The sequence below is a fragment of the Pseudomonas sp. TH41 genome, assembly GCF_016650695.1.
Taxonomy (GTDB): Bacteria; Pseudomonadota; Gammaproteobacteria; order Pseudomonadales; family Pseudomonadaceae; genus Aquipseudomonas.
Map to the genome: position 1 here is coordinate 1269391 of NZ_JAEKFH010000003.1, position 25958 is coordinate 1295348.

Here is a 25958-nt window from a genome sequence, read left to right on the forward strand (position 1 = left end):
CTCAGGAATGCGCTTGAGACAATTTGTTGTTTGTTTCAGGACCGCTGACAGGCGGCTCCTGAAGTACCACACGTTTGATCGGGCCGACGATCACCAGGTAGCTGAACACCGCGACCAGTGCGTTGCAACCGACAAACACCAACGCCCATTTGAACGAGCCAGTAGAGCTGATGATGTAGCCGATGACGATCGGGGTGGTGATCGAAGCGATATTGCCGAACATGTTGAACAGGCCACCACTCAAACCGGCAATCTGCTTCGGTGAAGTGTCCGAGACTACCGCCCAGCCCAGCGCACCCACGCCTTTACCGAAGAACGCCAGGGCCATGAAGCCGACGACCATCCATTCAACATCAACGTAGTTGCAGGCAACGATGGTGGTCGACAGTAACAAACCGCCGATGATCGGCGCCTTGCGGGCGAACGTCAGGGAGCGGCCCTTGCGCAGTAAATAGTCGGAAATGATCCCGCCGAGCACGCCGCCAATGAACCCGCAGATCGCCGGCAACGAAGCAATGAAACCCGCCTTGAGGATCGTCATGCCGCGCTCTTGCACCAGATAAACCGGGAACCAGGTCAGGAAAAAATAAGTGATGCCGTTGATGCAGTATTGGCCCAGGTACACGCCGAGCATCATGCGGTTGGTGAGCAACTGACGCACGTAATCCCACTTCGGGCCGTCGGCGCGCTTGCCGTTGCCATTACTTTTGTCCTGATCCATGTCCACCAGACCGCCGTTGTCGGCGATGTGCTTGAACTCGGCCTCGTTGATCATTGGGTGTTGGCGGGGACTGTGGATAACCTTCAGCCAGATCAGCGAGAACACAACACCGATGCCGCCCATGACGACGAACACATGCTGCCAGCCGAAGGTGTAGACGATCCAGCCCATCAGCGGTGCAAACAACACGGTCGCGAAGTATTGAGCCGAGTTGAAGATCGCCGACGCGGTACCGCGTTCAGCCGTCGGGAACCAGGCCGCCACAATGCGTGCGTTGCCAGGGAACGATGGCGCTTCGGCCAGGCCCACCAGGAAGCGCAGCATGAACAGCGCAACGATCGCCGTCGACATCCCAAACTCGCCGACATAACCCTGCAGCACGGTGAACAACGACCAGGTGAAAATGCTCAGCGCATACACTTTTTTCGAGCCAAAACGGTCCAGCAACCAGCCACCGGGAATTTGCCCGGCCACGTAGGCCCAACCGAACGCAGAGAAAATATAACCGAGGGTGACCGCGTCGATGCCGAGGTCTTTTTGCAGACTGGAGCCCGCAATCGCGATAGTGGCCCGGTCGGCGTAGTTGATCGTGGTCACCAGAAACAGCATGAGCAAAATCAAATAGCGGACGTGGGTCGGCTTGGTCGCTTGCATGGTAGATGTACTCCCACTGATTATTTTTATGCGGGTAATAACGGTGTTTTTTGTAGGAGCGAGCTTGCTCGCGATGGAGGTCAACGATGACGCGGGGCATCAGGTTTACCGCCGCGACCTCACGACCATCGCGAGCAAGCTCGCTCCTACAGGGAGATTGCGTTTACGAGCCGATGTAGCTGGTTTTCACCACGGTGTAGAACTCTTGCGCGTAGCGACCTTGCTCGCGGGATCCATAGGATGAACCTTTGCGCCCACCGAAGGGAACGTGGTAATCCACGCCCGCCGTCGGCAGATTGACCATCACCATCCCGGCCTGGGAGTGACGTTTGAAGTGGTTGGCGTACTTCAGCGACGTCGTGGCGATGCCCGCCGACAGACCGAATTCGGTGTCGTTGGCCATGGCCAGCGCGGCGTCGTAATCGGCGACGCGAACGACGTTGGCCACCGGGCCAAAAATCTCTTCGCGACTGATGCGCATCGCGGCTTCACTGTCGGCAAACAGCGTTGGCGCGAGGTAGTAGCCTTCGGTTTCGCAGGTCACCAAACCACCGCCGCTGACCAGTCGCGCACCTTCGGACTGGCCGATGTCGATGTACTTCAGGTCCTGTTCAAGCTGCGCCTGGGAAACCACTGGACCGATGTCGGTACCGGTTTTCAGAGCGTGACCGACCTTGATCGACTTCATGCGCTCAGCCATGGCGTCGACGAACCGGTCGTGGATGCCGGCGGTGACGATGAAGCGGCTCGATGCGGTGCAACGCTGACCGGTGGAATAGAACGCGCTCTGTACCGACAGCTCGACCGCTTGCTTGAGGTCGGCGTCGTCGAGAATGATCTGTGGGTTCTTACCACCCATTTCCAACTGAACCTTGGCCTGGCGCGAGACACAGCTAACGGCGATCTGACGACCCACACCGACGGAACCGGTGAAGCTGATGCCATCCACTTTCGGGCTCTGAACCAGTGCATCGCCAACCACTCGACCGCTGCCCATCACCAGGTTGAACACGCCGGCCGGGAAGCCTGCGCGGGAGATGATGTCGGCCAGCGCCCAGGCACAACCCGGAACCAGATCAGCCGGTTTCAGTACGACGCAATTGCCGTAGGCCAGGGCCGGGGCGATTTTCCACGCCGGGATTGCAATCGGGAAGTTCCACGGAGTGATCAGGCCAACAACGCCCAGCGCTTCGCGAGTCACTTCAACGTTCACACCCGGACGTACCGATGGCAGGTAGTCGCCGGACAGACGCAGGCATTCACCGGCGAAAAACTTGAAGATGTTACCGGCGCGAGTCACTTCGCCGATGGCTTCAGGCAGGGTTTTGCCCTCTTCCCGAGCCAGCAAGGTGCCGAGCTCTTCGCGGCGGGAGAGGATTTCAGTGCCGACTTTGTCCAGTGAATCGTGACGAGCCTGAATACCTGAAGTCGACCAGGCCGGGAACGCGGCGCGCGCGGCGTCGATGGCGGCATGGACCTGAGCCAGATCGGCTTTGGCGTATTCACCGATGGTATCGGTCAGCTCGGACGGGTTGATGTTGCTGCAATATTCACTGCCGGCAACCCATTCACCGTTGATGTAGTTATCGAAACGCTTTGCATCTGCCACGGGCTTTCCCCTAAAAAGAAGTCCTCACGCAAAAAGCCGCTGATTGCTCAGCGGCCCTGTTTAATCAGTGTTATTGCGCGCCTTGCTTGTCGATCAGCGCGGCGAGCATTTCGTACTCTTCGCCCGTCAGATCGGTCAGCGGTGCACGCACAGGGCCTGCGTCATAGCCAACAATTTTTGCCCCGGCCTTGACGATGCTCACCGCGTAGCCGGCTTTGCGGTTCCGGATGTCCAGGTACGGCAGGAAGAAGTCGTCGATAATCTTGCCGACGGTGGCGTGATCTTCGCGGGCAATGGCGTGGTAGAAATCCATCGCGGTTTTCGGGATGAAGTTGAACACCGCCGAGGAGTAAACCGGTACGCCCAACGCCTTGTAGGCAGCGGCGTAAACTTCGGCGGTCGGCAAACCACCCAGGTAGCTGAAGCGGTCACCGAGGCGGCGACGGATCGACACCATCAACTCGATATCGCCCAGGCCATCCTTGTAGCCGATCAGGTTCGGGCAGCGCTCGGCCAGACGTTCCAGCAAAGGAGCGGTCAGGCGGCAGACGTTACGGTTGTAAACCACGACGCCGATTTTTACCGATTTGCACACCGCTTCAACGTGGGCGGCAACGCCGTCCTGGCTGGCTTCAGTCAGGTAGTGCGGCAGCAGCAACAGGCCTTTGGCGCCCAGACGCTCGGCTTCCTGCGCGTATTCGATGGCTTGACGAGTAGAACCACCCACACCGGCCAGAATCGGCACGCTGGTTTCGCAGGTGTCGACGGCGGTCTTGATGATTTCCGAATATTCGCTGGCCGCCAGAGAGAAGAACTCACCGGTGCCGCCCGCGGCGAACAACGCCGTGGCGCCGTATGGGGCCAGCCATTCGAGACGCTTGATGTAGCCCGCGCGATGGAAATCGCCCTGAGCATTGAAGTCGGTCACCGGGAAGGACAACAGACCGGAAGAGAGGATGGACTTCAGTTCTTGTGGATTCATTATTCGAACACCCTGGGTAGCAACGTGTGTGAGAAATGCATTCAGCCTGCGGCCGAGTTGTAAGTCATCGTACAACTTAAAATACAACCGTCAACTGCATTTCATCGCTGGGGCGCAAATTTCATTTAGGGAGGGGGTAGAAAAGGCGGGCGTTTAAACTGGTAAACGCCTCGTAGAGGCTGTGCGGCTACAGTGATACGTTGTCGGAAGAGTGGAATTGGATTGAAGTGTTGCGCGAAGGCGGCTTGTCAGTCAATAGAGAACTTAAACTGGAAAACTAGCCGCGCTGCGCCTCGGCCTCTTCATGAGCATGACGCAACCGCTCACGGCTGTTGGTCAGGTGCAATCGCATCGCCGCCCGCGCTGCATCGGAGTCCTGGCGGGCAATCGCGTCGTAAATCTCTTCGTGTTCACGGCTCAGACGATTCATGTAGTGCTGCTGATCGTCATGGGCCAGGCGCGCCGAGTTGAGGCGGGTGCGCGGAATGATGCTGGTGCCCAGGTGGGTCATGATGTCGGTGAAGTAGCGGTTGCCGGTCGCCAGGGCAATTTGCAGGTGGAACTGGAAGTCCGAGGCCACGGCATCGCTGGCGTGGGAGGCGCTTTCATTCAGTGCATCCAGGGCGGCGCGCATCAACGCCAGCTGCTCGGCACTGCGACGTTGCGCCGCGAGGCCGGCGGACTCCACTTCGAGACTGATGCGCAGTTCGAGGATCGCCAACACATCACGCAGGGTCACCACGGTCGCCGGGTCGATCCGGAAACCGCTCGGGCTCGGGGTGTCGAGCACGAAAGTGCCGATGCCGTGGCGGGTTTCCACCTGCCCGGCCGCCTGCAAACGGGAAATCGCTTCGCGCACCACGGTGCGGCTGACGCCATGGGCATCCATGATCGCCGACTCGGTAGGCAATTTGTCGCCGCGCTTGAGGTGGCCGTCGCGGATCTGCTCGGACAGCACCGTCACCAGTTCCTGAGCGAGGCTGCGGCGCTTGCGAGGGAGGCGAGGTGCGTCGATCGGATTTTCCATGGTGAACGTCTTTCTCGAAAAAATCGGCTGAAACCGCATCATATCTCATGCGGGTTGTACGATCACCGTTGACCTACGCTGGGGCTCATGTGAACGCGGAAACCTTGTAGGAGCTGCCGCAGGCTGCGATCTTTTGACTTAGATTTTTAAGATCAAAAGATCGCAGCCTGCGGCAGCTCCTACAGGGATTGTGGTGATCAGGCGGTAACGGCTTGATCCACCAGGTGACCATTGTCGATACGAATGTGCCGCGGATGGAAGCGCTTCAGGCTGCTGCGATGCCCGACGCTGACGATGCTCAGCCCCGGCAATTCATCGATCAACGCCTGATACAGCGACGCTTCGTCCTCTTCATCCATCGCCGAGGTCGCCTCGTCCATGTACAGCCATTGCGGCGCATACAGCAGCGCCCGAGCGAAGGCCAGACGTTGCTGCTCACCCGGCGACAACATGCGCTGCCAGTGATTGGCTTCGTCGAGGCGGGCAACAAGGTGCGGCAGGCGGCACGCTTCCAGCACATGAACGTAGCGCTCGTGCGTATAGGTATCGCCGGTCTGTGGATAACTCAGCACTTCACGCAAGGTGCCAATCGGCAGGTACGGCTTTTGCGGCAGGAACAGGTACCGCGCCGCCGGCAAACGAATGCTGCCATGGCCAGCCGGCCACAAATGCCCCATCGCCCGCAGCAAGGTCGACTTGCCGCTGCCGGAACGGCCGCTGAGCATCACGCGCTCGCCCTCTTCCACCGTCATGTCCGCGCTGGTCAGCAGGTGACGACCATCGGCCAGGTCGAGGCCCAGGTTGTGTATTTTCAGGTCCGAGCCCTGATTCTGTACGTCGATGGCCGGGTGGCGCTCTTCGTTATCGGTCATGGCCTGATGAAAACTCAGCAGACGATCACAGGTGGCGCGCCAGGAGGCGAGGTCCTGGTACGCGCTGATAAACCAGCTGAAACTCTCCTGAACGTTGCCGAACGCCGAGCCGATTTGCATCAGCTCACCGAGTTCGATCTTGCCCGAGAGGTAGCGCGGCGCGGCGACAATGAACGGAAAGATGATGGCGGCCTGGGTGTAACCGGAGGTGAAGAACGTCAGACGCTTGGACACCTTCATGATGTCCCAGAAGTTGTGCCAGACCATGCCGAAACGGTTGCTCAAGCGACGATTTTCATTGGGCTCGCCGTTGTACAGGGCAATACTTTCAGCATTCTCGCGAACCCGGACCATGGAGAAACGCAGGTCGGCTTCGAAGCGTTGTTGTTGGTTGTTCAGGCCGATCAAACGACGACCGATCAAATGCGTCAACCAACTGCCGACCGCGGCATAGGCCACCACACACCAGAACATATAGCCGGGAATGGTAAAGCCGAGCACTTCAATGCTGCCCGACACACCCCACAGAATGATCGAAAACGACACCAGGCTGACCACGTTGCGAATCAAACCAACGCCCAGGCTCAAGGTGTTCGAGGTGAAATTGTTGAGGTCTTCGGAAATCCGCTGGTCCGGGTTATCGGTGTAACCGCCCTGCTCCAGCTGGTAGTAATTCTTGTCGCCGAGCCAGCGCACGAAATGTTTTTCGGTGAGCCAGGCCCGCCAGCGGATGGTCAGCATCTGGGTCAGGTAGAGCCGGTACACGGCCCCGACAATCGCCACCGCCGCAATCGCGCAGAAATACAGAATCAGCTGCCAGAACGCCGCTTCGTCCTTCTTTTGCAGGGCGTTGTAGAAATCCTTGTACCAGGTGTTGAACCACACCGAGATCCCCACGCTGATCAGCGACAGTGCAATCACCGCGATCAGCAGCGTCCAGGCCTTGACCTTCTCTTCACTGCGCCAGTAAGGCGTGATCATCGCCCAGACTTTGCGAAAAAACTGCCCGCGCACAGCATCGTTGACCGCGGAATATTCAGCGTTCTGATTCATGGTTCAGACTCGGTAAAGAAAAGAACACGCACGAACCGATCATAGATGATCGGTTCGGTTTATCGCGAGGAGCGGCCGGCATTCGTTCAGCACTGGTTCAGCGACGAACGGGGCGCTTCTGCAGTTTGCGCTGCAGCGTTCGGCGGTGCATGCCCAGGGCGCGGGCCGTGGCGGAGATGTTGCCTTCGTGTTCTGTCAGCACGCGCTGGATGTGTTCCCACTGCAAGCGGTCGACCGACATCGGGTTTTCCGGCACCAGGGTGTCAAGGTCGGCATGCTCGGACAGCAACGCGGCCAGCACGTCATCGGCGTCCGCCGGTTTGCACAGGTAGTTACAGGCGCCGCGTTTGATCGCCTCGACGGCGGTGGCAATGCTCGAATAGCCGGTGAGGATCACCACGCGCATTTCCGGGTCCAGCTCCAGCAGCTTGGGCAACAGCACCAGGCCGGAGTCGCCGTCCATTTTCAAGTCCAGCGCGGCGTAATCCGGCAGGTCAGCTTGAGCGATGGTCAGGCCTTCTTCGGCGGACCCGGCGGTGCTGACGCGAAAACCACGGCGGGCCATGGCACGGGCCATTACGCGGGTAAAGGTTGCGTCGTCGTCTACCAGCAGCAAATGCGGCAGATCTTCACCTTCGGCTTCGACTTGGATTTCGTCACTCATGTTCGTCTCCTCGGGCGACACGGGGCAGGCGCAGCTCGGTGAGCGTGCCACCTTCCTCATGACTGTAGAGTTTCACTGAGCCGCCGGCGCGTGTCACGCTGGCCTTGCTCAAAAACAGGCCCAGGCCGAAACCTTTGCCCTTGGTGGTAAAAAACGGTTTACCGATTTGTTCGGCGATGGCCAGCGGCACACCGGCGCCGTGGTCGCGAATGCTGATGGTCAAATCCTCGGCATTCCAGTCCAGCGTCACTTGCAGCCCTTCGGGGCACGCGTCGGCGGCGTTGTTCAGCAAATTCAGCAGCGCCTGGGTCAGGTCCGGCGGCGGCGCCATGCGCGGCACCGCGCCTTGGCCCAGTCGCTGGAAGCGGTAACTGGCTTCCGGGCGCATCAGGTGCCAGCGGTTCAGGGCTTCGTCGAGCCAGTCGGTGACGTCCTGCATCTCCACCGCCAGCCGGCGATTGGCCTCCGCCGCCCGAACAAGCTGTTGCAACGTCTCTTTGCAGAGTTTGACTTGATCCTGCAACACGCTCAGATCGTCCTGCAACAGCGGGTCGTGATGGTCCTGACGCATTTCCTTGAGCAACACGCTCATGGTCGCCAGCGGCGTGCCCAGTTCATGCGCGGCGCCCGCGGCCTGAGTCGCAACGGCCAGCAATTGCTGGTCGCGCAGGCCCTCTTCGCGACGGATGGCGCGCAGCTCTTCCTGGCGCCGCAGCTCTTCAGCCATGCGCGCGGCGAAAAAGGTGATGACCGCTGCGGCCAGGGCGAAACTCAGCCACATCCCATAAACCTGCAAGTTTTCCCGGGCAATCGGGAAGGTTTGCAGCGGATAGAAGCGCGCCAGCAACAAGGTGTACATCGTCAGCGCGATGCCCGACAGCACCACCGAATAACGCCATGGCAGCGTCACGGCAGCGATGGTCAGCGGCACCAGATAATAAGAGACAAAGGGGTTGGTCGAACCGCCGGAGAAATACAGCAAGGCACTGTGGATAAACAGGTCGCACGCCAGCTGCACCGCGTATTCGAGCTCGGTAACCGGCCATGAAGTGCGCAGGCGAATCGCCGTGAAGGTGCACAACAGCATCGAGCAAACGAGGGTCGCCGCCAGTTGAAACCAGGGCAGCGGCAGCAATTCGAGCCAGTAGGCCAGGCCAACGGAACCGGCTTGAGCTGCCAGCACCAACGTGCGGATGATCGTCAGCCGCCAGAGATTCTGGCGAGTGGCGGAAGTGATTTGAACGGCGGCGAGCATGAGCTCTCCTGATGAGCGCTCCAGGCGGATCGCACGGAGTATAACCAAGCACGGTGCCTGACAGGCGAAAGTGCGGCAAACGGCCACAGGTGTAAGTGGCTTGAAGGCCTATGTGGCGAGGGGATTTATCCCCGTTGGGTGGCGAAGCCGCCCCAAAACAGCAACCAAATTTGTCAGATTATTGCAGAGAACGTTTTACGACTGCTTCGCAGCCGAACGGGGATAAATCCCCTCGCCACAGGATCATCAGTGATTCATCTGTATAGAAGTTGTAACTGTGCGAACCGGATCATTGGAGCTAGAGTCTGATGGTTTCACGCAGGCTCGGACCTAACCCCTGCGCATCGTCCAAGGAGTTTTCATGCACACGTTCCGCCGCAGCGCCGCCCTGCTTGCCCTCAGTGTTGGCACCGTCGCCAGCCTCCCGGCCCTGGCCGCCGACGAGCTTCATTACAACCAGATTTCCCTGCGCGCCGAAGTCAGTCAGGAAGTGGCCCGCGACCTGATGATCGTGACCCTCTATACCGAAGAACAAAACACCGACCCGGCCAAACTCGCCGCCGACGTCAGCACCACCCTGAACAAAGCGCTGGCCCAGGCCAAACAAGTCAAAGACATCACCTTGCGTCAGGGCAGCCGCAACAGCTACCCGATCTACGACACCAAGGGCCAGAAAATCACCGGCTGGCGCGAACGTGCGGAACTGCGCCTGGAAAGCTCCGACTTCGCGGCCCTGTCGAAGCTGACCGGCGAACTGCTGACCGACCTGAAAATGGGCGGCATGGACTTCGCCATCGCCACGCCAACCCGCAATGCCAGTGAAGACGCCCTGCTCAAAGACGCGGTGACCGCCTTCAAGGCTCGCGCACAACTGGCGACCGACGCGTTGGGTGGCAAGGGCTACAAAATCGTCAACCTGAACCTCAACAGCAATGGTTATCCACAACCGTACATGCGCGGGCCAATGATGATGAAAGCGGCGAGCATGGATGCAGCACCGGTCACACCGGACGTCGAGCCGGGCACCAGCCAGGTCAGCATGACGGCGGACGGGTCGATTGAAGTGTTGATGCCTTGATTCGATAACCCGTGCACAGCGGCGATCACAATCGCCGCTTTTGTGCATTCTTGTAGGAGCTGCCGCAGGCTGCGATCTTTTGATCTTGATTTTTTAAAAGACAAGATCAAAAGATCGCAGCCTGCGGCAGCTCCTACAGGGAGAACAGCGCTGCCCAAATCCTCGGGGGACTCCATGGAAAGAATCACCGTCAGACCACTTCTGCTCGCCCTTGCTCTCGCCACCACCGCACCTTTCGCCCAAGCCGCTACCACCCTGGTCTACTGCTCCGAAGCCAGCCCCGCCGGCTTCGACCCCAGCCAATACACCAGCGGCACCGACTTCGACGCCTCGGCCGAAACCGTCTTCAACCGACTCACCCAATTCAAACGCGGCGGCACCGAAGTCGAGCCCGGCCTGGCCACCAGCTGGGATATTTCCAGCGACGGCCTCAGCTACACCTTCCACCTGCGCGAAGGCGTGAAATTCCACACCACCGATTACTTCACCCCGTCTCGCGACTTCAACGCCGACGACGTGCTGTTCACCTTCCAGCGCCTGCTCGACCCCGAGAATGCCTTCCGCAAGGCCTACCCCGCCGAGTCGCCGTACTTCACCGACATGGACCTGAACAAAACGATCAGGAGCGTCGACGCCATCGACGAGCACACCGTGCGCTTCAGCCTGAACACCATCGACGCCGCATTCGTGCAAAATCTCGCCATGAGCTTCGCCTCGGTGCAGTCCGCCGAGTACGGCGCACAGTTACTGAAAGAAGGCAAAGCCGCGGATATCAACCAGAAACCCGTCGGCACCGGTCCGTTTGTGTTCAAGCGTTATCAGAAGGACTCACAGATCCGCTATGCCGCCAACAAGGCCTACTGGAAACCCGAGGACGTGAAGATCGACAACCTGATCTTCTCGATCACCCCGGATGCCGCCGTCCGCCTGCAGAAGCTCAAGGCCGGCGAATGCCAGGTCAGCGGCTACCCGCGCCCGGCAGACATCGAGATCATGGAGAAAGACCCGAACCTGCGCGTGCTCAAGCAAGCCGGATTCAATCTCGGCTTCCTGGCCTACAACGTGACCCATCCTCCGCTGGACCAACTCAAGGTCCGCCAGGCCCTGGATATGGCCATCGACAAACCTGCGATCATCAAAGCCGTTTATCAGAGCGCTGGCCAACTCGCGCAAAACGCCCTGCCACCCGCGCAATGGTCGTATGACCCGAGCATCAAGGACGCGCCTCATGACCCGACCAAAGCAAAGGCGCTACTGAAAGAAGCGGGGGTTGCACCCGGTACCACTATTAACTTGTGGGCCATGACCGTGCAGCGCGCATCGAACCCCAACGCGCGCATGTCGGCGCAGATGATCCAGCAGGATTGGGAGAAGGTCGGGATCAAGGCCAACATCGTCAGTTATGAATGGGGCGAGTACATCAAACGCGCCAAGAACGGCGAACACGACGCGATGATCTACGGCTGGACCGGCGACAACGGTGATCCGGATAACTGGCTCGGCGTGCTCTACAGCTGCGCCGCGGTGAAAGGTAGCAACTACGCCAAGTGGTGCGACCCGACGTACGACAAACTGGTTCAGCAGGCCAAGGTCTCAACCGATCGTGAGCAACGGGTCAAACTCTATCAACAGGCGCAAAAAATCCTTAAACAACAGGTACCTATCACCCCGATTGCTAACTCGACGGTGTTCCAGCCTTTGCGCAAGGAAGTCACCGACTTCAAGATCAGCCCCTTCGGCCTCACTCCCTTCTATGGCGTAGGTATAAATAAGTAACACCGCGCTCCAACCGGGTGCGCCCATCGCCCCGGTTGCCCCTTCACTGTGCGCGGGTCGCACCGAAAAAAACCTGCGCAAACGGTCAAATGCGCATCAATTTATACAAATGCGACATTAAGGTACGTTCGTGCCACCGTTTAAGACTTGTGGTCGCTCTGGATCTTGCAATGGGTACGGCCCCTGCATAAGTATCCGCAGGTCGACTCACGAGGTCGTCCTCTAATTCCAAAAATGACAACAAATCATGAGGCCACCATGCTTAAACACGCGGTCATTCCGTTTTTAGTCGGCGCAAGCTTATTAGCTAGCGCACCTTTCGCCCATGCGGCGACTAACCTGGTGTTTTGCTCCGAAGGGAGCCCGGCCGGTTTTGATCCTGGTCAGTACACCACCGGAACCGACTTCGACGCCTCTGCAGAAACCATGTTTAACCGCCTGACCCAGTTCGAGCGCGGTGGCACCGCCGTGATTCCTGGCCTGGCGACGAGCTGGGACATTTCCCCGGATGGCCTGACGTACACCTTCCACTTGCGCGACGGCGTCAAGTTCCACACCACCCCGTACTTCAAGCCGACTCGTGAGTTCAACGCCGACGACGTGCTGTTCACCTTTAATCGCATGATTAACAAGGATGACCCGTTCCGCAAAGCGTACCCGACCGAATTCCCGTACTTCACCGACATGGGGATGGACACCAACATCACCAAGATCGATAAAGTCGACGACCACACCGTCAAGTTCACTCTGAAAGAAGTTGATGCTGCGTTCATCCAGAACATGGCCATGAGCTTCGCCTCCGTCCAGTCCGCCGAGTACGCTGCCCAGCTGCTCAAGGAAGGCAAAGCCGCCGACATCAACCAGAAGCCGGTCGGTACTGGCCCGTTCGTGTTCAAGAGCTACCAGAAAGACTCCAACATCCGCTACACCGGGAACAAGGACTACTGGAAGCCTGACGACGTCAAGATCGACAACCTGATCTTCGCCATCACCACCGACCCGTCGGTACGCATCCAGAAGCTGAAGAAGAACGAGTGCCAAATCACTCTGTTCCCACGTCCAGCCGACCTGAAGGCGCTGAAAGAAGACAAGACCCTGAAAGTGCCTGACCAGGCTGGTTTCAACCTGGGTTACATCGCCTACAACGTGATGGACAAGGTCAAGGGCAGCAACGAGCCAAACCCGCTGGCCCAACTGAAAGTGCGTCAGGCACTGGACATGGCCGTCAACAAACAGCAGATCATCGACTCGGTTTACCAGGGCGCGGGCCAGTTGGCCGTCAACGCTATGCCGCCAACCCAGTGGTCCTACGACACCACCATCAAGGATGCCAAGTACGATCCTGAGAAAGCCAAAGAGCTGCTCAAGGAAGCTGGCGTCAAGGAGGGTACCGAAATCGTTCTGTGGGCGATGCCGGTGCAGCGTCCGTACAACCCGAACGCCAAGTTGATGGCCGAAATGTTGCAGTCCGACTGGGCCAAGATCGGTCTCAAGGTCAAGATCGTCAGCTACGAATGGGGCGAGTACATCAAGCGCTCCAAAGGCGGCGAAAACCAGGCGATGCTGATTGGCTGGAGCGGCGACAATGGTGATCCGGACAACTGGCTGAACGTGCTGTTCGGCTGCGACTCGCTGCAAGGCAACAACTTCTCCAAGTGGTGCGACAAGAAGTTCGACGGCATCGTCAAGGAAGCCAAGCGCACGACCGATCAGGGCAAGCGCACCGAACTGTACAAGCAGGCGCAACACGTCCTCAAAGACGCCGTTCCAATGACACCTATCGCTCACTCGACGGTGTTCCAACCGATGCGCGACAACGTGCAGGACTTCAAGATCAGCCCATTTGGCTTGAACTCCTTCTACGGCGTCAGCCTCAGCAAGTAAGGTGTTGCAACGGCGACGTTTCTGACGTCGCCGTTGCTTTATCTACCGAGAAAGCAGGAATCCGCCTACATCCAAATCCACTGCGGACCACAGCAGTGGGTTAGGACGCGTCGCCTTTTCCTACGAGTCTTTAGGACTCTACGCATTTACTGCCGGACCCACGGCTCATACCGTCGGGATCTGACCAGTTCATGCGTGGGCTCTCGGTTTTGCTGCACGCGATGGTTTGAGATCAATGATGCCTCCTCGTCCACGGACGGGACGGCGGCGCATTGAAAAACACTTGGACACGAGAAAAGGGAGCGTCATGCGCCATACCTTGGTTTTATCCGCATTGCTGGGCACCGGCCTGCTGGCCGCCACTTCCATCAGCCAGGCCGCCAATAACAGCCTGGTGTTCTGCTCCGAAGGCAGCCCCGCTGGCTTCGATACCGCGCAGTACACGACCGCGACCGATAACGACGCCGCCGAGCCGTTGTACAACCGATTGGCAGAGTTTGAAAAAGGCGCCACCAACGTCGTACCAGGCCTGGCCACTCGCTGGGATATTTCCGAGGACGGTCTCAAGTACACCTTTCACCTGCGCGAAGGGGTGAAATTTCACACGACCAAATACTTCACGCCGACCCGTGATTTCAACGCCGATGACGTGCTGTTTACGTTTAATCGCATGCTGGATCCACAGCAACCTTTCCGTAAGGCTTATCCGACCGAGTTCCCGTATTTCAACGGGATGAGCCTGAACAAGAATATCGCCAAGGTCGAAAAGACCGGCGCCTTGACCGTGGTGATGACGCTCAACAGCGTGGACGCCGCGTTCATCCAGAACATCGCCATGAGCTTCGCCGCGATCCTGTCCGCCGAATACGCCGACAAACTGATGGCCGAGGGCAAGCCGAGCGACATCAACCAGAAGCCGATCGGCACTGGCCCGTTTGTGTTCAAGAGCTACCAGAAAGATTCCAACATCCGTTACACCGGCAACAAGCAGTACTGGGACCCGAGCCGGGTCAAGCTCGACAACCTGATTTTCGCCATCAACACCGACGCGTCGGTGCGTGTGCAAAAGCTTAAGGCTGGCGAGTGCCAGATCACGTTGCACCCTCGTCCTGCCGACGTGGCCGCGTTGAAAAACGACCCGACACTCAAGCTCATCGAGAAGCCGGGCTTCAACCTCGGTTACATCGCCTACAACGTGCGCCACAAACCTTTCGACCAGCTCGAAGTGCGCCAGGCGCTGGACATGGCGGTGAACAAGCAAGGCATTCTCAACGCCGTTTACCAGGGCGCGGGACAACTGGCGGTCAACGCCATGCCGCCAACCCAGTGGTCCTACGACGAGACCATTAAAGACGCCGCCTACAACCCGGAAAAAGCCAAGGCATTGCTCAAGGCTGCCGGCGTGAAGGAAGGCACCGAAATCACCCTCTGGGCCATGCCGGTCCAGCGTCCGTACAACCCCAACGCCAAGTTGATGGCCGAGATGCTCCAGGCTGACTGGGCGAAGATCGGCCTGAAGGTCAAGATCGTCAGTTACGAATGGGGCGAGTACATCAAGCGCACCAAGAATGGCGAACACGACATCAGCCTGATCGGCTGGACCGGTGACAATGGGGACCCGGACAACTGGCTCGGCACGCTCTACAGCTGTGACGCCATCGGCGGCAACAACTACTCCATGTGGTGTGATCCGGCTTACGACAAGCTGATCAAGCAGGCCAAAGTCGTCACCGACCGCGACCAACGCACCGCGCTCTACGAACAGGCGCAACAGTACCTCAAGCAGCAAGTGCCGATTACGCCAGTCGCCCACTCGACGGTTAACCAGCCGTTGAGCGCCAAAATCGACGGATTCAAGGTGAGTCCGTTCGGTCGCAACGTGTTCTCGGGTGTCAGCATAGAAAAATAACCGATTAGCCAGAAACGCCGGGGGCGGATTCCGCCCTCACGCAAGCGTATTGCCTTAATTCGCCAAATGGGCGCACAGCAAACGTTTGCCATGCCTTGAATGAGTTCTACACCCAATAGCCGGATCACAAAAAAAGACCGGCATAAAAAAAGAAATAAAGGAGCTTCACCCATGAAACTGAGCAGCACTGCGTTATTGGCTTTGGCCATCAGCAGCATCACCGCCACGGCTTACGCAGAAACCCAGAGCCAGGACTTCACCCCGGTGACGGTCAAGACCACAAGCTCACAAGCCGACGCAACCGGCTTTGTCGAAGGTCAATCGATCAGCGGCACCACGCGCAACTGGTACGCCAACGAACAACTGAAACGTGGTGGCAAATTCGCCTACAAGAAAGACGGCGTTTCGACCCCGACTGATCGCCGCATCAACTGGGATCAGGGCACGATCGTCAAGTACAACTCCGGTTTCACCGAAGGCACCGTAGGCTTCAGCACCGAAGTAGCGGCCTACAACGCTGTTGCTCTGGAACGTGATCGCAAAAGCCTGGCCTCCAACAACGGTGGCGCACCGGGCTCTCGTCCAGGCGCGGGCAACAACCGTACCCTGACCACAGAAGGCGGCGACGCTCAAGGTCAGTGGAGCAAGATGGGCCTGGCCAACGTCAAGGCGCGCATTTCCAACACCACGCTGACCGCCGGCCGCATGAACTTCAGCAGCCCGCAGGTCGACGTCATCGGCAACCGTGCACTGCCTTCGAGCTTCGAAGGGATCGCGATCCACAGCGAAGAGCTGAACAACCTGGCCTTTGACCTGGGGACCTTCGACCGCGTTTCGCCACGTACCGAAGAAAGCCTGAGCAAGTTCCGCTCCGAATACGGCAACCCCAGCGCTGAAACCGATCACGTGAACACCGCCGGTATCACCTATCAGCCGTTCGCCAGTCTGACCACCAGCCTCTGGGGCACCCAGGCTGAAGACCTGTGGAACCAGTACTACTTCGGCGCCACCCACGTATTGGGTGACAGCTCGGTACTGAGCCTGACCACCGGCCTGAACTACTACAAAACCGTCGATGAAGGTAAAAAGCTGCTGGGCGAAATCGACAACGACACCTACTCGCTGTCGTTCGGCCTGACACACCAGGCTCACAGCCTGACCTTCTCGTACCAGGAAGTGAACGGTAACGAGTACTTCGACTACCTGCACGAAACCAACGGCATCTACCTGGCCAACTCCCTGCTGTCGGACTTCAACGGCCCGAACGAGAAGTCCTTCCAGATCGCCTACGGCCTGAACATGGCTGAATACGGCGTGCCAGGCCTGAAGTTCAACATCTACCAAGCTCGCGGCTGGGGTATCGACGGTACTCACTACGCGGGTGGTGGCTACGACGGCGTGCAGTCGATGGACGGCGAAACCCACTACGAATACGGCATCGGTTCTTCGTACGCCATTCAGAGCGGCCCGCTCAAGGCCACGACTGTTCGCGCGACCTACACCGCTCACCGTGCCAGCGAAAACCAGGCTGACGGCAGCATCAACGAGTTCCGTCTCGTGACCACCATTCCGTTCAACATTCTGTAATGCACCTGCCCAACGGCTGACTCATACCGAGTCGGCCGTTCGGTTTTCTTCGCTCAACTGATTGCAGAGGGTTCTTGATGAAAATGCTTCCCCTACGTGCGGCCATCGCGGCCGCGTTGCTAAGTGTTGCTGTTGGCGTTTCGGCCAAACCCCTGGTGGTTTGCACCGAAAACAGTCCGGAAGGCTTCGACACCGCCCTGTACACGACTGCAGTCACAGCCGACGCAGCGGCTGAAACCATTTTCAATCGTCTGGCGGACTTCAAGCCTGGCACCACGGAAGTGATTCCGGCGCTGGCCGACTCCTGGGACATCAGCGAAGACGGTCTGACCTACACGTTCCACCTGCGCAAAGGCGTCAAGTTTCACACCACCGAATATTTCAAGCCGACCCGCGACATGAATGCCGACGACGTGCTCTGGAGCTTCCAGCGCCAGCTGGACCCGAACCACCCGTGGCACAAACAGTCGAGCGTGGGCTTCCCGTACTTTGAAAGCATGGGCTTCAAGGAACTGCTTAAAAACGTCGAAAAAGTTGACGACAACACCGTCAAGTTCACCCTGACCCGTCGCGAAGCGCCGTTCCTGGCCGACATCGCCATGGCGTTCGCTTCGATCTACTCCGCCGAGTATGCCGATCAGTTGCTCAAAGCCAACAAAATGGACGACCTGAACAACAAGCCGATCGGCACCGGCCCGTTCGTTTTCCAGCGCTACAACAAGGACGCACAGGTCCGTTTCAAGGCCAACGCGGATTACTTCCGTGGCAAGCCGCCGGCTGACGCGCTGATCCTGGCCATCGCCACCGACAACAACGTGCGCCTGCAAAAGCTCAAGGCCAACGAGTGCCAGATCGCGCTGTATCCGAAACCGGATGACATCCCGAGCATCAAGAAAGACACCAACCTCAAGGTTGATGAAATGAACGCGATGACCGTTTCGTACATCGCCATGAACACCTCGCACAAGTACATGAGTGATGTGCGGGTGCGCAAAGCCATCGACATCGCCTTCGACAAAGAAGCGGCTGTCAACGCGCTGTTTGGCAAGGGCAATGCCACTGTTGCGGTCAACCCGTACCCGGACACCTTGCTGGGCTATAACCATAAACTGACCAACCCGCCCCGCGACCTGGACAAGGCTCGCGCCCTGCTTAAGGAAGCCGGTGTGCCGGAAGGGACCGTATTCACCCTGTTCACCCGCAACGGTGGTGGTGCGACCAACCCGAATCCGATGCTCGCCGCGCAGATGATGCAAGCTGATCTGGCCAAGGTCGGCATCAAGCTCGACATCCGCGTCATGGAGTGGGGCGAAATGCTCAAACGCGCTAAAAATGGCGAGCACGACATGGTGGCCGCCGGATGGGCGGGCGATAACGGCGACCCGGATAACTTTCTGACGCCTATGCTCAGTTGCGAGGCCGCCAAAAACGGCGAAAACTACGCACGCTGGTGCAATGAGAAATTCCAGGCGCTACTCGATGAAGCACGGGCTAAAGTAAACCCGACGGAACGCGCAGCGCTCTATGAGCAAGCACAGGAGATCTTCAACAAGGACCAGCCATGGATCAGCATGGCGCACACCCGTATGTTTACTGCAATGCGCAAGAACGTAGAGGGCTATCACATTAGCCCGCTTACCACGAATAACTTCGCCACCACCCAGGTGAAGTAAATAAGAAAACTCCCGGTGTCCCTGACTCCAGGGACACCGGGCACGCCTAACCGGCTGATGAGGTACACCACAAGATGTTTAGTTTTATTGCCCGCCGATTGGGGTTATTGATCCCCACGTTCTTCGGCATCACCTTGCTGACTTTCGCGTTGATTCGCATGATTCCTGGCGACCCCGTGGAAGTAATGATGGGCGAACGTCGCGTCGACCCCGAAATGCATGCTCAGGCAATGGAACGCCTTGGTCTGAACAAACCGCTGTATGCCCAATACCTGGATTACATTGGCAAACTGGCCCACGGCGATCTCGGCGAGTCCCTGCGTACCCGTGAAAGCGTATGGACCGAATTCAAGTCCCTGTTCCCCGCCACCTTCGAGCTGTCCATGGCCGCCCTGCTGTTCGCTGGCGTCCTCGGGCTGCTGGCCGGGGTGATCGCGGCACTCAAGCGAGGGTCCCTGTTCGACCATGGGGTAATGGGCATCTCCCTCGCGGGATATTCGATGCCGATCTTCTGGTGGGGCCTGATTCTGATCATGTTCTTCTCGGTGACCCTGGGATGGACGCCGGTATCGGGGCAAAACGACCTGCTGATCGACATCGAGCGCCCGACAGGTTTCATGCTGATCGATACCTGGCTCAGCGATGAACCCGGTGCCCTGCTCGACTACCTGCACCACCTGATTCTGCCCGCCATCGTATTGGGCACCATTCCGCTGGCGGTGATCGCACGGATGACCCGCTCTTCGATGCTCGAAGTGCTGCGTGAAGACTACATCCGCACCGCCCGCGCCAAAGGCCTGTCGCCGGCACGCGTGGTATTCGTCCATGGCCTGCGCAATGCCCTGATCCCGGTGCTGACCGTGGTCGGCCTGCAAGTCGGCACCCTGTTGGCCGGTGCGGTCCTGACCGAAACCATCTTCTCTTGGCCGGGCATCGGCAAATGGCTGATCGAAGCCATTGGCGCGCGGGATTATCCCGTGGTGCAGAACGGCATCCTGCTAATTGCCTGCATTGTGATTCTGGTTAACTTCGTGGTGGATATCCTCTACGGCTTTGCCAACCCACGCATTCGTCACCAGCGCTGAGATCAAGACTAATGAGCACTCCAATCCCCTCAGTAGCAGTCGATCAAAGCCTGCTTTATCCATCGCCGTACAAAGAGTTCTGGCAAGCGTTCTCGAAGAACAAAGGTGCTGTTGCCGGCCTGATATTCATGATCATCGTGGTGTTTTGCGCACTGTTCGCGCCATGGGTTGCCCCGCACAACCCGAGCGAACAATTTCGCGAGTTCCTGCTGACGCCGCCGGCCTGGCTGGAAGGTGGGCAGATTCAGTTCCTGTTCGGCACCGATGAGCTGGGGCGTGACCTGCTGTCACGTCTGATCACCGGTTCACGCCTGTCGCTGTTGATCGGTATGTCGTCGGTGGTCATGTCGCTGATTCCCGGCATTCTGCTGGGTCTGTTCGCCGGGTTCTTCCCGCGCGTGCTCGGCCCGACCATCATGCGTCTGATGGACATCATGCTGGCCCTGCCGTCCTTGCTGCTGGCTGTGGCGATTGTCGCCATCCTCGGCCCTGGCCTGATCAACACCATTATCGCCATCGCCGTGGTTTCGTTGCCGTCCTATGTTCGTCTGACCCGCGCCGCGGTGATGGGCGAACTGAACCGCGACTACGTGACCGCTGCACGCCTGGCCGGTGCCGGTTTGCCACGCCTGATGTTCGTCACTGTGCTGCCCAACTGCATGGCGCCACTGATCGTTCAGGCGACCCTGAGCTTCTCTTCGGCGATCCTCGATGCCGCGGCACTGGGCTTCCTCGGCCTTGGCGTACAACCGCCAACCCCTGAGTGGGGCACCATGCTGGCTTCGGCTCGCGACTACATCGAACGCGCCTGGTGGGTAGTCAGTCTGCCAGGTTTGACCATTTTGCTCAGCGTGCTGGCAATCAACTTGATGGGCGACGGTCTGCGCGATGCGCTGGACCCGAAACTCAAGAACGCCGCCTGAGGAGATTCAAATGTCACTGTTAGAAATCAAGAATCTCAGCGTTCGCTTCGGCGACGCCAATGCTGTTCCGGTGGTCGACGGTCTCGACATTTCCGTCGACAAGGGCGAAGTCCTGGCCATCGTCGGCGAATCGGGTTCCGGCAAGTCCGTGACCATGATGGCGCTGATGGGCCTGATCGAGCACCCGGGGATCGTTACCGCCGACGCGCTGAATTTCGACGGTACGAACATGCTCAAGCTCAGCAACCGTCAGCGCCGAAAAATCGTCGGCAAAGACCTGGCCATGGTCTTCCAGGACCCGATGACCGCGCTGAACCCGAGCTACACCGTCGGTTTCCAGATCGAAGAAGTGCTGCGTTTGCACCTGAAGATGTCTGGCAAGCAAGCCCGCAAGCGCGCCATTGAACTGCTGGAAAAAGTGGAAATCCCGGGTGCCGCCAGCCGTATGGACGCCTACCCGCATCAACTGTCCGGCGGTATGAGCCAACGCGTTGCGATCGCCATGGCGATTGCCGGTGAACCGAAACTGCTGATCGCCGACGAACCGACCACGGCACTCGACGTGACGATTCAGGCGCAGATCATGGACCTGCTGCTGGCCTTGCAGAAAGAGCAGAACATGGGCCTGGTGCTGATCACTCACGACCTCGCGGTCGTGGCCGAAACCGCCCAACGTGTGTGCGTGATGTACGCCGGCCAAGCGGTCGAAGTCGGTCAAGTGCCACAGCTGTTCGACATTCCGGCACACCCATACAGCGAAGCGCTGCTCAAGGCGATTCCGGAACACAGCTTGGGCGCCTCGCGCCTGTCGACACTACCGGGCATCGTTCCCGGTCGTTATGACCGTCCGCAAGGCTGCCTGCTGTCGCCGCGCTGCCCGTATGTGCAGGACAACTGCCGCGCGCAACGTCCGAACCTTGACCCGAAAAGCAACAGCCTCGCCCGCTGCTTCTACCCGCTGAACCAGGAGGTGGCGTAATGGCCGTCGTACTTACCGCCCGCGACCTGACCCGTCACTACGAAGTGTCCCGTGGCCTGTTCAAGGGCCATGCGACCGTACGCGCCCTGAACGGTGTGTCGTTTGAACTGGAAGCCGGCAAGACCCTCGCGGTCGTCGGTGAATCGGGTTGCGGCAAATCCACCCTGGCCCGTGCCCTGACGCTGATCGAAGAACCGTCCTCCGGTTCCTTGAAAATCGCCGGGCAGGAAGTCACCGGTGCTGACAAGGCTCAACGCAAACAACTGCGCAAAGACGTGCAGATGGTGTTCCAGAGCCCGTATGCCTCGTTGAATCCACGGCAGAAGGTCGGTGATCAGCTGGCCGAGCCACTGCTGATCAACACCAACCTGAGCGCCTCGGAACGTCGCGAGAAAGTTCAGGCGATGATGAAGCAGGTGGGTTTGCGCCCTGAGCATTATCAACGCTATCCGCATATGTTCTCCGGCGGTCAACGCCAGCGGATCGCCCTCGCCCGGGCGATGATGCTGCAACCGAAAGTGCTGGTCGCGGACGAACCGACCTCGGCGCTGGACGTATCGATTCAGGCGCAGGTGCTGAACCTGTTCATGGACCTGCAACAAGAGTTCAACACGGCGTACGTGTTCATTTCCCACAACTTGGCGGTGGTGCAACACGTCGCCGATGATGTGATGGTGATGTACCTCGGTCGCCCGGTGGAAATGGGCCCGAAGAACGACATCTACGAACGCCCGCTGCACCCCTACACCCAGGCGTTGCTGTCGGCGACCCCGACCATTCACCCGGACCCGAACAAGCCGAAAATCAAGATCGTCGGCGAACTGCCCAACCCGCTGAACCCGCCGTCCGGCTGCGCCTTCCACAAGCGCTGCCCGTACGCCACCGAGCGCTGCAGCATCGAAGAGCCGGCCTTGCGCCTGCTCGACAGCCGCCAGGTAGCGTGCCACTACGCCGAGCAATTCCTCGACGGCGCGGCATAAAAAAATGTGGGAGCGAGCAGGCTCGCTTCCACATGTTTTCTATCAGCCCCTTCTGCAGGACTGCGCATCAGTCCGGCAGAAGGGGTTTTCTTTTGTCTGTCGTTTAAGCCCCTTCGTCATCGCTGTCCGGCTCGTCTGTGGTCGAGTCGTCATCGTCTTCGCTACCGCCCTGCCCTTTGTCCCCGCCCTCGGATTCAGACTTGGCGATCATCAGGGCCGTGTGCGTCACCTGCCCGCTCGAAGCGTGCTCCCCCTGATCCGGGCACTGCGCCCACGCCGCCGACATGCCAACGGACAGCATCACCAAAACCTTAAGCAACAGCACAATGCGTTGAAAAATGCTCATAGCCGATTCCATCCTTTCTTGGGTGAAGCATGGGGTGCCTGACTGGCGCTATGTGAAATCTAGTTCCGATTGCCTCGGTTCTCCAGATAGGACGCTAATGATGGGACGGAATGCCGTTGGAGGGGAGATTGGTTTTGAATAAGGGTTATGCCGAAAAGATCAAAAGATCGCAGCCTTCGGCAGCTCCTACAGAGATTGGCGTTTCCCTGTAGGAGCTGCCGAAGGCTGCGATCTTTTTTGATCCTGTTTTGCTAAGGTCATCGCCAAACATACAAACAAAAGGCACTGACATGGATCTGTCTCAAACATTGCTGCAACTTGAACAATGCCTCCTGTCACAAGAAACCCGGCGCGATCCCAAAGAAATATCAAATCTGATCGCCGACGACTTCATTGAGTTCAGTGCCAGCGGAAGCACTTGGACCAAAGCCGACCTTGTTGAGCAGTTGCCTCATCAGCCTTTCACCGAACGTACCATCAATGAATTCGCAGCCAAACAGTTGTCAGAACACACCGCGCTCGTGACCTACCACTGTCACACCATCTCCATCGGCCAGCACTCCCCCGCCAACAGCTTGCGCAGTTCAATCTGGCGTCATCAGGACGAGCAATGGCGGATGGTGTTCCATCAGGGAACATTTCTGCCCCTGCAGTGACTTGTAAGAGCGAGCTTGCTCGCGATGGACGTCAGGACGCCGCGTTTCTTCAGACACCGCTAGATATCGTTGTCGATTTTCGCGAGCGAGCTCGCTCCTACAAGGGCACAAAAAAGCCCCGCAGCTTTCGCAACGGGGCTTTTGGGTGTTCCAGCTCAGCGCTTAGTGATGCTCACGCGTCGCACGGAATTTCACGTCCGGCCAGCGTTCTTCCATCAACGCCAGGTTAACCCGGGTCGGGGCGAGGTAGGTCAGGTGACCGCCACCGTCGACCGCGAGGTTTTCCACGGCCTTGACCCGGAATTCCTCGAGCTTCTTCTTATCGTCGCAATCGATCCAGCGGGCGGAATAAACGGTGATCGGCTCGTACGAGCACTCGACCTTGTATTCCTCTTTCAAGCGGCTGGCGACCACGTCGAACTGCAGCACACCGACGGCGCCGAGGATGATGTCGTTGCTGCGCTCAGGGAAGAACACCTGGGTCGCGCCCTCTTCCGCGAGTTGCTGCAGGCCCTGGCGCAATTGCTTGGATTTCAGCGGGTCACGCAGGCGCACGCGGCGGAACAGTTCCGGGGCAAAGTGCGGGATGCCGGTGAAGCCCAGGACTTCGCCTTCGGTGAAGGTATCGCCAATCTGGATGGTGCCGTGGTTGTGCAGGCCGATGATGTCGCCGGCGAACGCTTCTTCCAGTTGCTCACGTTCGGAGGAGAAGAAGGTCAGCGCATCGCCGATCCGCACGTCTTTGCCGGTGCGCACGTGGCGCATTTTCATGCCTTTTTCGTACTTGCCGGAGCAGATCCGCATGAAGGCGATGCGGTCGCGGTGTTTCGGGTCCATGTTCGCCTGGATCTTGAACACGAAACCGGCGAATTTCTCTTCAACTGGCTCCACGGTGCGCTCATTGGCGACACGGGCCAGCGGTTTCGGCGCCCAGTTGACCACGGCGTCGAGCACGTGATCGACACCGAAGTTGCCCAGCGCGGTACCGAAGAATACCGGGGTCAGTTGGCCGTCGAGGAATTCCTGCTGATTGAATTCGTGACAGGCGCCCTGCACCAGTTCCAGCTGATCAACAAAGCGATCGTACTCGTCACCCAAATGCGCACGGGCTTCATCGGAGTCGAGTTTTTCGATGATTTTCACATCGGTGCGCTCGTGGCCGTGGCCAGCGGTGTACACGATGATGTAGTCGTCGGCGAGGTGATAAACGCCCTTGAAGTCGCGGTAGCAACCGATCGGCCAGGTAATCGGCGCCGCCTTGATCTTCAGGACCGCTTCGATTTCGTCGAGCAGTTCGATCGGGTCGCGGATATCACGGTCGAGTTTGTTGATAAAGCTGACGATCGGCGTGTCACGCAGACGGCAGACGTCCATCAGCGCGATGGTCCGTGGCTCTACACCCTTACCGCCGTCGAGGACCATCAAGGCCGAGTCCACCGCCGTCAGGGTGCGGTAAGTATCTTCGGAGAAGTCTTCGTGGCCCGGGGTGTCGAGCAGGTTGATCATGTGATCGCGATACGGGAACTGCATGACCGACGTGGTAATGGAAATACCCCGTTGTTTTTCCATTTCCATCCAGTCGGAGGTGGCATGGCGGTCAGACTTGCGAGATTTCACCGTGCCAGCAATCGCAATCGCCTTGCCCATCAGCAAGAGCTTCTCGGTGATGGTGGTTTTACCGGCATCGGGGTGGGAAATAATGGCGAAAGTGCGGCGTTTCGCGACTTCGGCGGCCTGTTTGGTCATGGGAAATCGCCTGGCAGGTGATTCAAAAAAGGGCGGCGAGTATAGCTTAAAAAGTGATCTACGGACCACCGTCCGTAGGCGCTGCTAAAGCACGCAACCTCTGTAGGAGCTGCCGAAGGCTGCGATCTTTTGATCTTGATCTTCGGTGGTTTTTAAAAAAACAAGATCAAAAGATCGCAGCCTTCGGCGCTCCTACAGGATTAAAAATGGAACCTTTTGAAAGGTGGAGGCGTCCACTCCCCTGTTACAGCCCTCGTGGCAGGGTATGAAAAACCTGCAAGTTAGCCTGACGAGGCTGCGCTTATGGCTCGATACGCCGTACGCCTTCCCTTTGTAGGAGCGAGCTTGCTCGCGATAGACGTCAACGATAACGCGTGCTGTCTGAATGATTGCGTTATCCGGACTTTTTTCGCGAGCAAGCTCGCTCCTACAGAGGAACGCATTCGGCGCATGAAGAGCTGCTTCTCGCGAACGTTGATTTCCCGGCAGCCAGCAATGG

General features: G+C 58.6%; 20 protein-coding genes. 11 read left to right on the forward strand and 9 right to left on the reverse strand.

Features of this window, described 5'->3' with window-relative positions; genetic code table 11:
* Position 1: 1 nt before the first annotated feature.
* The 7 genes from JFU37_RS08575 to JFU37_RS08605 all read right to left on the reverse strand — a co-directional run bounded on the left by JFU37_RS08575 (position 2) and on the right by JFU37_RS08605 (position 8837).
* Positions 2-1375 (reverse strand): MFS transporter, encoded by a 1374-nt coding sequence (locus JFU37_RS08575; RefSeq protein WP_201114893.1) that lies wholly within the window; start codon positions 1373-1375, stop codon positions 2-4.
* A gap of 163 nt (positions 1376-1538) precedes the next feature.
* A complete protein-coding gene (locus JFU37_RS08580; RefSeq protein ID WP_201114894.1) occupies positions 1539-2984 on the reverse strand; it encodes an aldehyde dehydrogenase family protein in 1446 nt (481 codons plus the stop codon).
* 70 nt (positions 2985-3054) lie between these two features.
* Positions 3055-3966 carry a 5-dehydro-4-deoxyglucarate dehydratase gene (gene kdgD, locus JFU37_RS08585; RefSeq protein WP_033058046.1) on the reverse strand — a complete coding sequence of 304 codons (912 nt, stop codon included), beginning with the start codon at positions 3964-3966 and terminating at the stop codon, positions 3055-3057.
* A gap of 277 nt (positions 3967-4243) precedes the next feature.
* Positions 4244-4993, reverse strand: a complete 750-nt coding sequence (locus JFU37_RS08590) for a FadR/GntR family transcriptional regulator (RefSeq protein ID WP_201114895.1) — start codon at positions 4991-4993, stop codon at positions 4244-4246.
* A 197-nt stretch (positions 4994-5190) separates the two neighbouring features.
* Positions 5191-6918, reverse strand: coding sequence for an ABC transporter ATP-binding protein/permease (locus tag JFU37_RS08595; RefSeq protein ID WP_201114896.1), 1728 nt, complete (start codon positions 6916-6918; stop codon positions 5191-5193).
* 97 nt (positions 6919-7015) lie between these two features.
* Positions 7016-7582 (reverse strand): response regulator transcription factor, encoded by a 567-nt coding sequence (locus JFU37_RS08600; protein ID WP_201114897.1) that lies wholly within the window; start codon positions 7580-7582, stop codon positions 7016-7018.
* Positions 7575-8837, reverse strand: coding sequence for an ATP-binding protein (locus JFU37_RS08605; protein WP_201114898.1), 1263 nt, complete (start codon positions 8835-8837; stop codon positions 7575-7577). The genes JFU37_RS08600 and JFU37_RS08605 overlap by 8 nt, the downstream gene beginning before the upstream one ends.
* A gap of 361 nt (positions 8838-9198) precedes the next feature.
* Between JFU37_RS08605 and JFU37_RS08610 the strand changes: the two genes are divergently transcribed.
* The 10 genes from JFU37_RS08610 (at position 9199) to JFU37_RS08655 (ending at position 22711) form a co-directional block, all read left to right on the forward strand.
* A complete protein-coding gene (locus tag JFU37_RS08610) occupies positions 9199-9915 on the forward strand; it encodes an SIMPL domain-containing protein (RefSeq protein ID WP_201114899.1) in 717 nt (238 codons plus the stop codon).
* 174 nt (positions 9916-10089) lie between these two features.
* Positions 10090-11691, forward strand: a complete 1602-nt coding sequence (locus JFU37_RS08615; protein ID WP_201114900.1) for an ABC transporter substrate-binding protein — start codon at positions 10090-10092, stop codon at positions 11689-11691.
* 258 nt (positions 11692-11949) lie between these two features.
* A complete protein-coding gene (locus tag JFU37_RS08620) occupies positions 11950-13575 on the forward strand; it encodes an ABC transporter substrate-binding protein (protein ID WP_201114901.1) in 1626 nt (541 codons plus the stop codon).
* A gap of 307 nt (positions 13576-13882) precedes the next feature.
* Positions 13883-15484, forward strand: a complete 1602-nt coding sequence (locus JFU37_RS08625) for an ABC transporter substrate-binding protein (RefSeq protein ID WP_201114902.1) — start codon at positions 13883-13885, stop codon at positions 15482-15484.
* A gap of 171 nt (positions 15485-15655) precedes the next feature.
* The gene (locus JFU37_RS08630; protein WP_201114903.1) at positions 15656-17071 is read left to right on the forward strand and encodes an OprD family porin; all 1416 of its coding nucleotides are present in this window, start codon (positions 15656-15658) and stop codon (positions 17069-17071) included.
* 77 nt (positions 17072-17148) lie between these two features.
* Positions 17149-18744 carry an ABC transporter substrate-binding protein gene (locus JFU37_RS08635; RefSeq protein WP_201114904.1) on the forward strand — a complete coding sequence of 532 codons (1596 nt, stop codon included), beginning with the start codon at positions 17149-17151 and terminating at the stop codon, positions 18742-18744.
* Positions 18745-18818: 74 nt separating this feature from the next.
* Positions 18819-19829, forward strand: a complete 1011-nt coding sequence (locus JFU37_RS08640; protein ID WP_201114905.1) for an ABC transporter permease subunit — start codon at positions 18819-18821, stop codon at positions 19827-19829.
* 11 nt (positions 19830-19840) lie between these two features.
* Complete coding sequence (locus tag JFU37_RS08645) at positions 19841-20752, forward strand: ABC transporter permease subunit (RefSeq protein ID WP_201114906.1); 912 nt, start codon at positions 19841-19843, stop codon at positions 20750-20752.
* 10 nt (positions 20753-20762) lie between these two features.
* On the forward strand, positions 20763-21731 hold the full coding sequence (locus tag JFU37_RS08650) for an ABC transporter ATP-binding protein (protein ID WP_201114907.1): 969 nt from the start codon (positions 20763-20765) through the stop codon (positions 21729-21731).
* Positions 21731-22711 (forward strand): peptide ABC transporter ATP-binding protein, encoded by a 981-nt coding sequence (locus JFU37_RS08655; RefSeq protein WP_201114908.1) that lies wholly within the window; start codon positions 21731-21733, stop codon positions 22709-22711. The genes JFU37_RS08650 and JFU37_RS08655 overlap by 1 nt, the downstream gene beginning before the upstream one ends.
* A 103-nt stretch (positions 22712-22814) precedes the next feature.
* Here JFU37_RS08655 and JFU37_RS08660 read toward each other — a convergent pair whose 3' ends face one another.
* Positions 22815-23057 carry a hypothetical protein gene (locus JFU37_RS08660; protein ID WP_201114909.1) on the reverse strand — a complete coding sequence of 81 codons (243 nt, stop codon included), beginning with the start codon at positions 23055-23057 and terminating at the stop codon, positions 22815-22817.
* Positions 23058-23347: 290 nt separating this feature from the next.
* On the opposite strand from JFU37_RS08660, the gene JFU37_RS08665 reads away from it, so the two are divergent.
* Positions 23348-23713 (forward strand): nuclear transport factor 2 family protein, encoded by a 366-nt coding sequence (locus tag JFU37_RS08665; RefSeq protein WP_201114910.1) that lies wholly within the window; start codon positions 23348-23350, stop codon positions 23711-23713.
* A 162-nt stretch (positions 23714-23875) separates the two neighbouring features.
* On the opposite strand, the gene JFU37_RS08670 is transcribed toward JFU37_RS08665, so the two are convergent.
* Positions 23876-25459 carry a peptide chain release factor 3 gene (locus tag JFU37_RS08670; RefSeq protein ID WP_007942808.1) on the reverse strand — a complete coding sequence of 528 codons (1584 nt, stop codon included), beginning with the start codon at positions 25457-25459 and terminating at the stop codon, positions 23876-23878.
* Positions 25460-25958: the final 499 nt, after the last annotated feature.

Bases quoted from the DNA above. Each gene is read 5' to 3' on its own strand.
- JFU37_RS08635 (WP_201114904.1), top strand. From the start codon at position 17,149: ATGAAAATGCTTCCCCTACGTGCGGCCATCGCGGCCGCGTTGCTAAGT.
- JFU37_RS08595 (WP_201114896.1), bottom strand. From the start codon at position 6,918: ATGAATCAGAACGCTGAATATTCCGCGGTCAACGATGCTGTGCGCGGG.
- JFU37_RS08660 (WP_201114909.1), bottom strand. From the start codon at position 23,057: ATGAGCATTTTTCAACGCATTGTGCTGTTGCTTAAGGTTTTGGTGATG.
- JFU37_RS08605 (WP_201114898.1), bottom strand. From the start codon at position 8,837: ATGCTCGCCGCCGTTCAAATCACTTCCGCCACTCGCCAGAATCTCTGG.
- JFU37_RS08645 (WP_201114906.1), top strand. From the start codon at position 19,841: ATGAGCACTCCAATCCCCTCAGTAGCAGTCGATCAAAGCCTGCTTTAT.
- JFU37_RS08590 (WP_201114895.1), bottom strand. From the start codon at position 4,993: ATGGAAAATCCGATCGACGCACCTCGCCTCCCTCGCAAGCGCCGCAGC.
- kdgD (WP_033058046.1), bottom strand. From the start codon at position 3,966: ATGAATCCACAAGAACTGAAGTCCATCCTCTCTTCCGGTCTGTTGTCC.
- JFU37_RS08640 (WP_201114905.1), top strand. From the start codon at position 18,819: ATGTTTAGTTTTATTGCCCGCCGATTGGGGTTATTGATCCCCACGTTC.
- JFU37_RS08630 (WP_201114903.1), top strand. From the start codon at position 15,656: ATGAAACTGAGCAGCACTGCGTTATTGGCTTTGGCCATCAGCAGCATC.
- JFU37_RS08665 (WP_201114910.1), top strand. From the start codon at position 23,348: ATGGATCTGTCTCAAACATTGCTGCAACTTGAACAATGCCTCCTGTCA.
- JFU37_RS08650 (WP_201114907.1), top strand. From the start codon at position 20,763: ATGTCACTGTTAGAAATCAAGAATCTCAGCGTTCGCTTCGGCGACGCC.
- JFU37_RS08610 (WP_201114899.1), top strand. From the start codon at position 9,199: ATGCACACGTTCCGCCGCAGCGCCGCCCTGCTTGCCCTCAGTGTTGGC.
- JFU37_RS08625 (WP_201114902.1), top strand. From the start codon at position 13,883: ATGCGCCATACCTTGGTTTTATCCGCATTGCTGGGCACCGGCCTGCTG.
- JFU37_RS08615 (WP_201114900.1), top strand. From the start codon at position 10,090: ATGGAAAGAATCACCGTCAGACCACTTCTGCTCGCCCTTGCTCTCGCC.
- JFU37_RS08670 (WP_007942808.1), bottom strand. From the start codon at position 25,459: ATGACCAAACAGGCCGCCGAAGTCGCGAAACGCCGCACTTTCGCCATT.
- JFU37_RS08655 (WP_201114908.1), top strand. From the start codon at position 21,731: ATGGCCGTCGTACTTACCGCCCGCGACCTGACCCGTCACTACGAAGTG.
- JFU37_RS08600 (WP_201114897.1), bottom strand. From the start codon at position 7,582: ATGAGTGACGAAATCCAAGTCGAAGCCGAAGGTGAAGATCTGCCGCAT.
- JFU37_RS08620 (WP_201114901.1), top strand. From the start codon at position 11,950: ATGCTTAAACACGCGGTCATTCCGTTTTTAGTCGGCGCAAGCTTATTA.
- JFU37_RS08575 (WP_201114893.1), bottom strand. From the start codon at position 1,375: ATGCAAGCGACCAAGCCGACCCACGTCCGCTATTTGATTTTGCTCATG.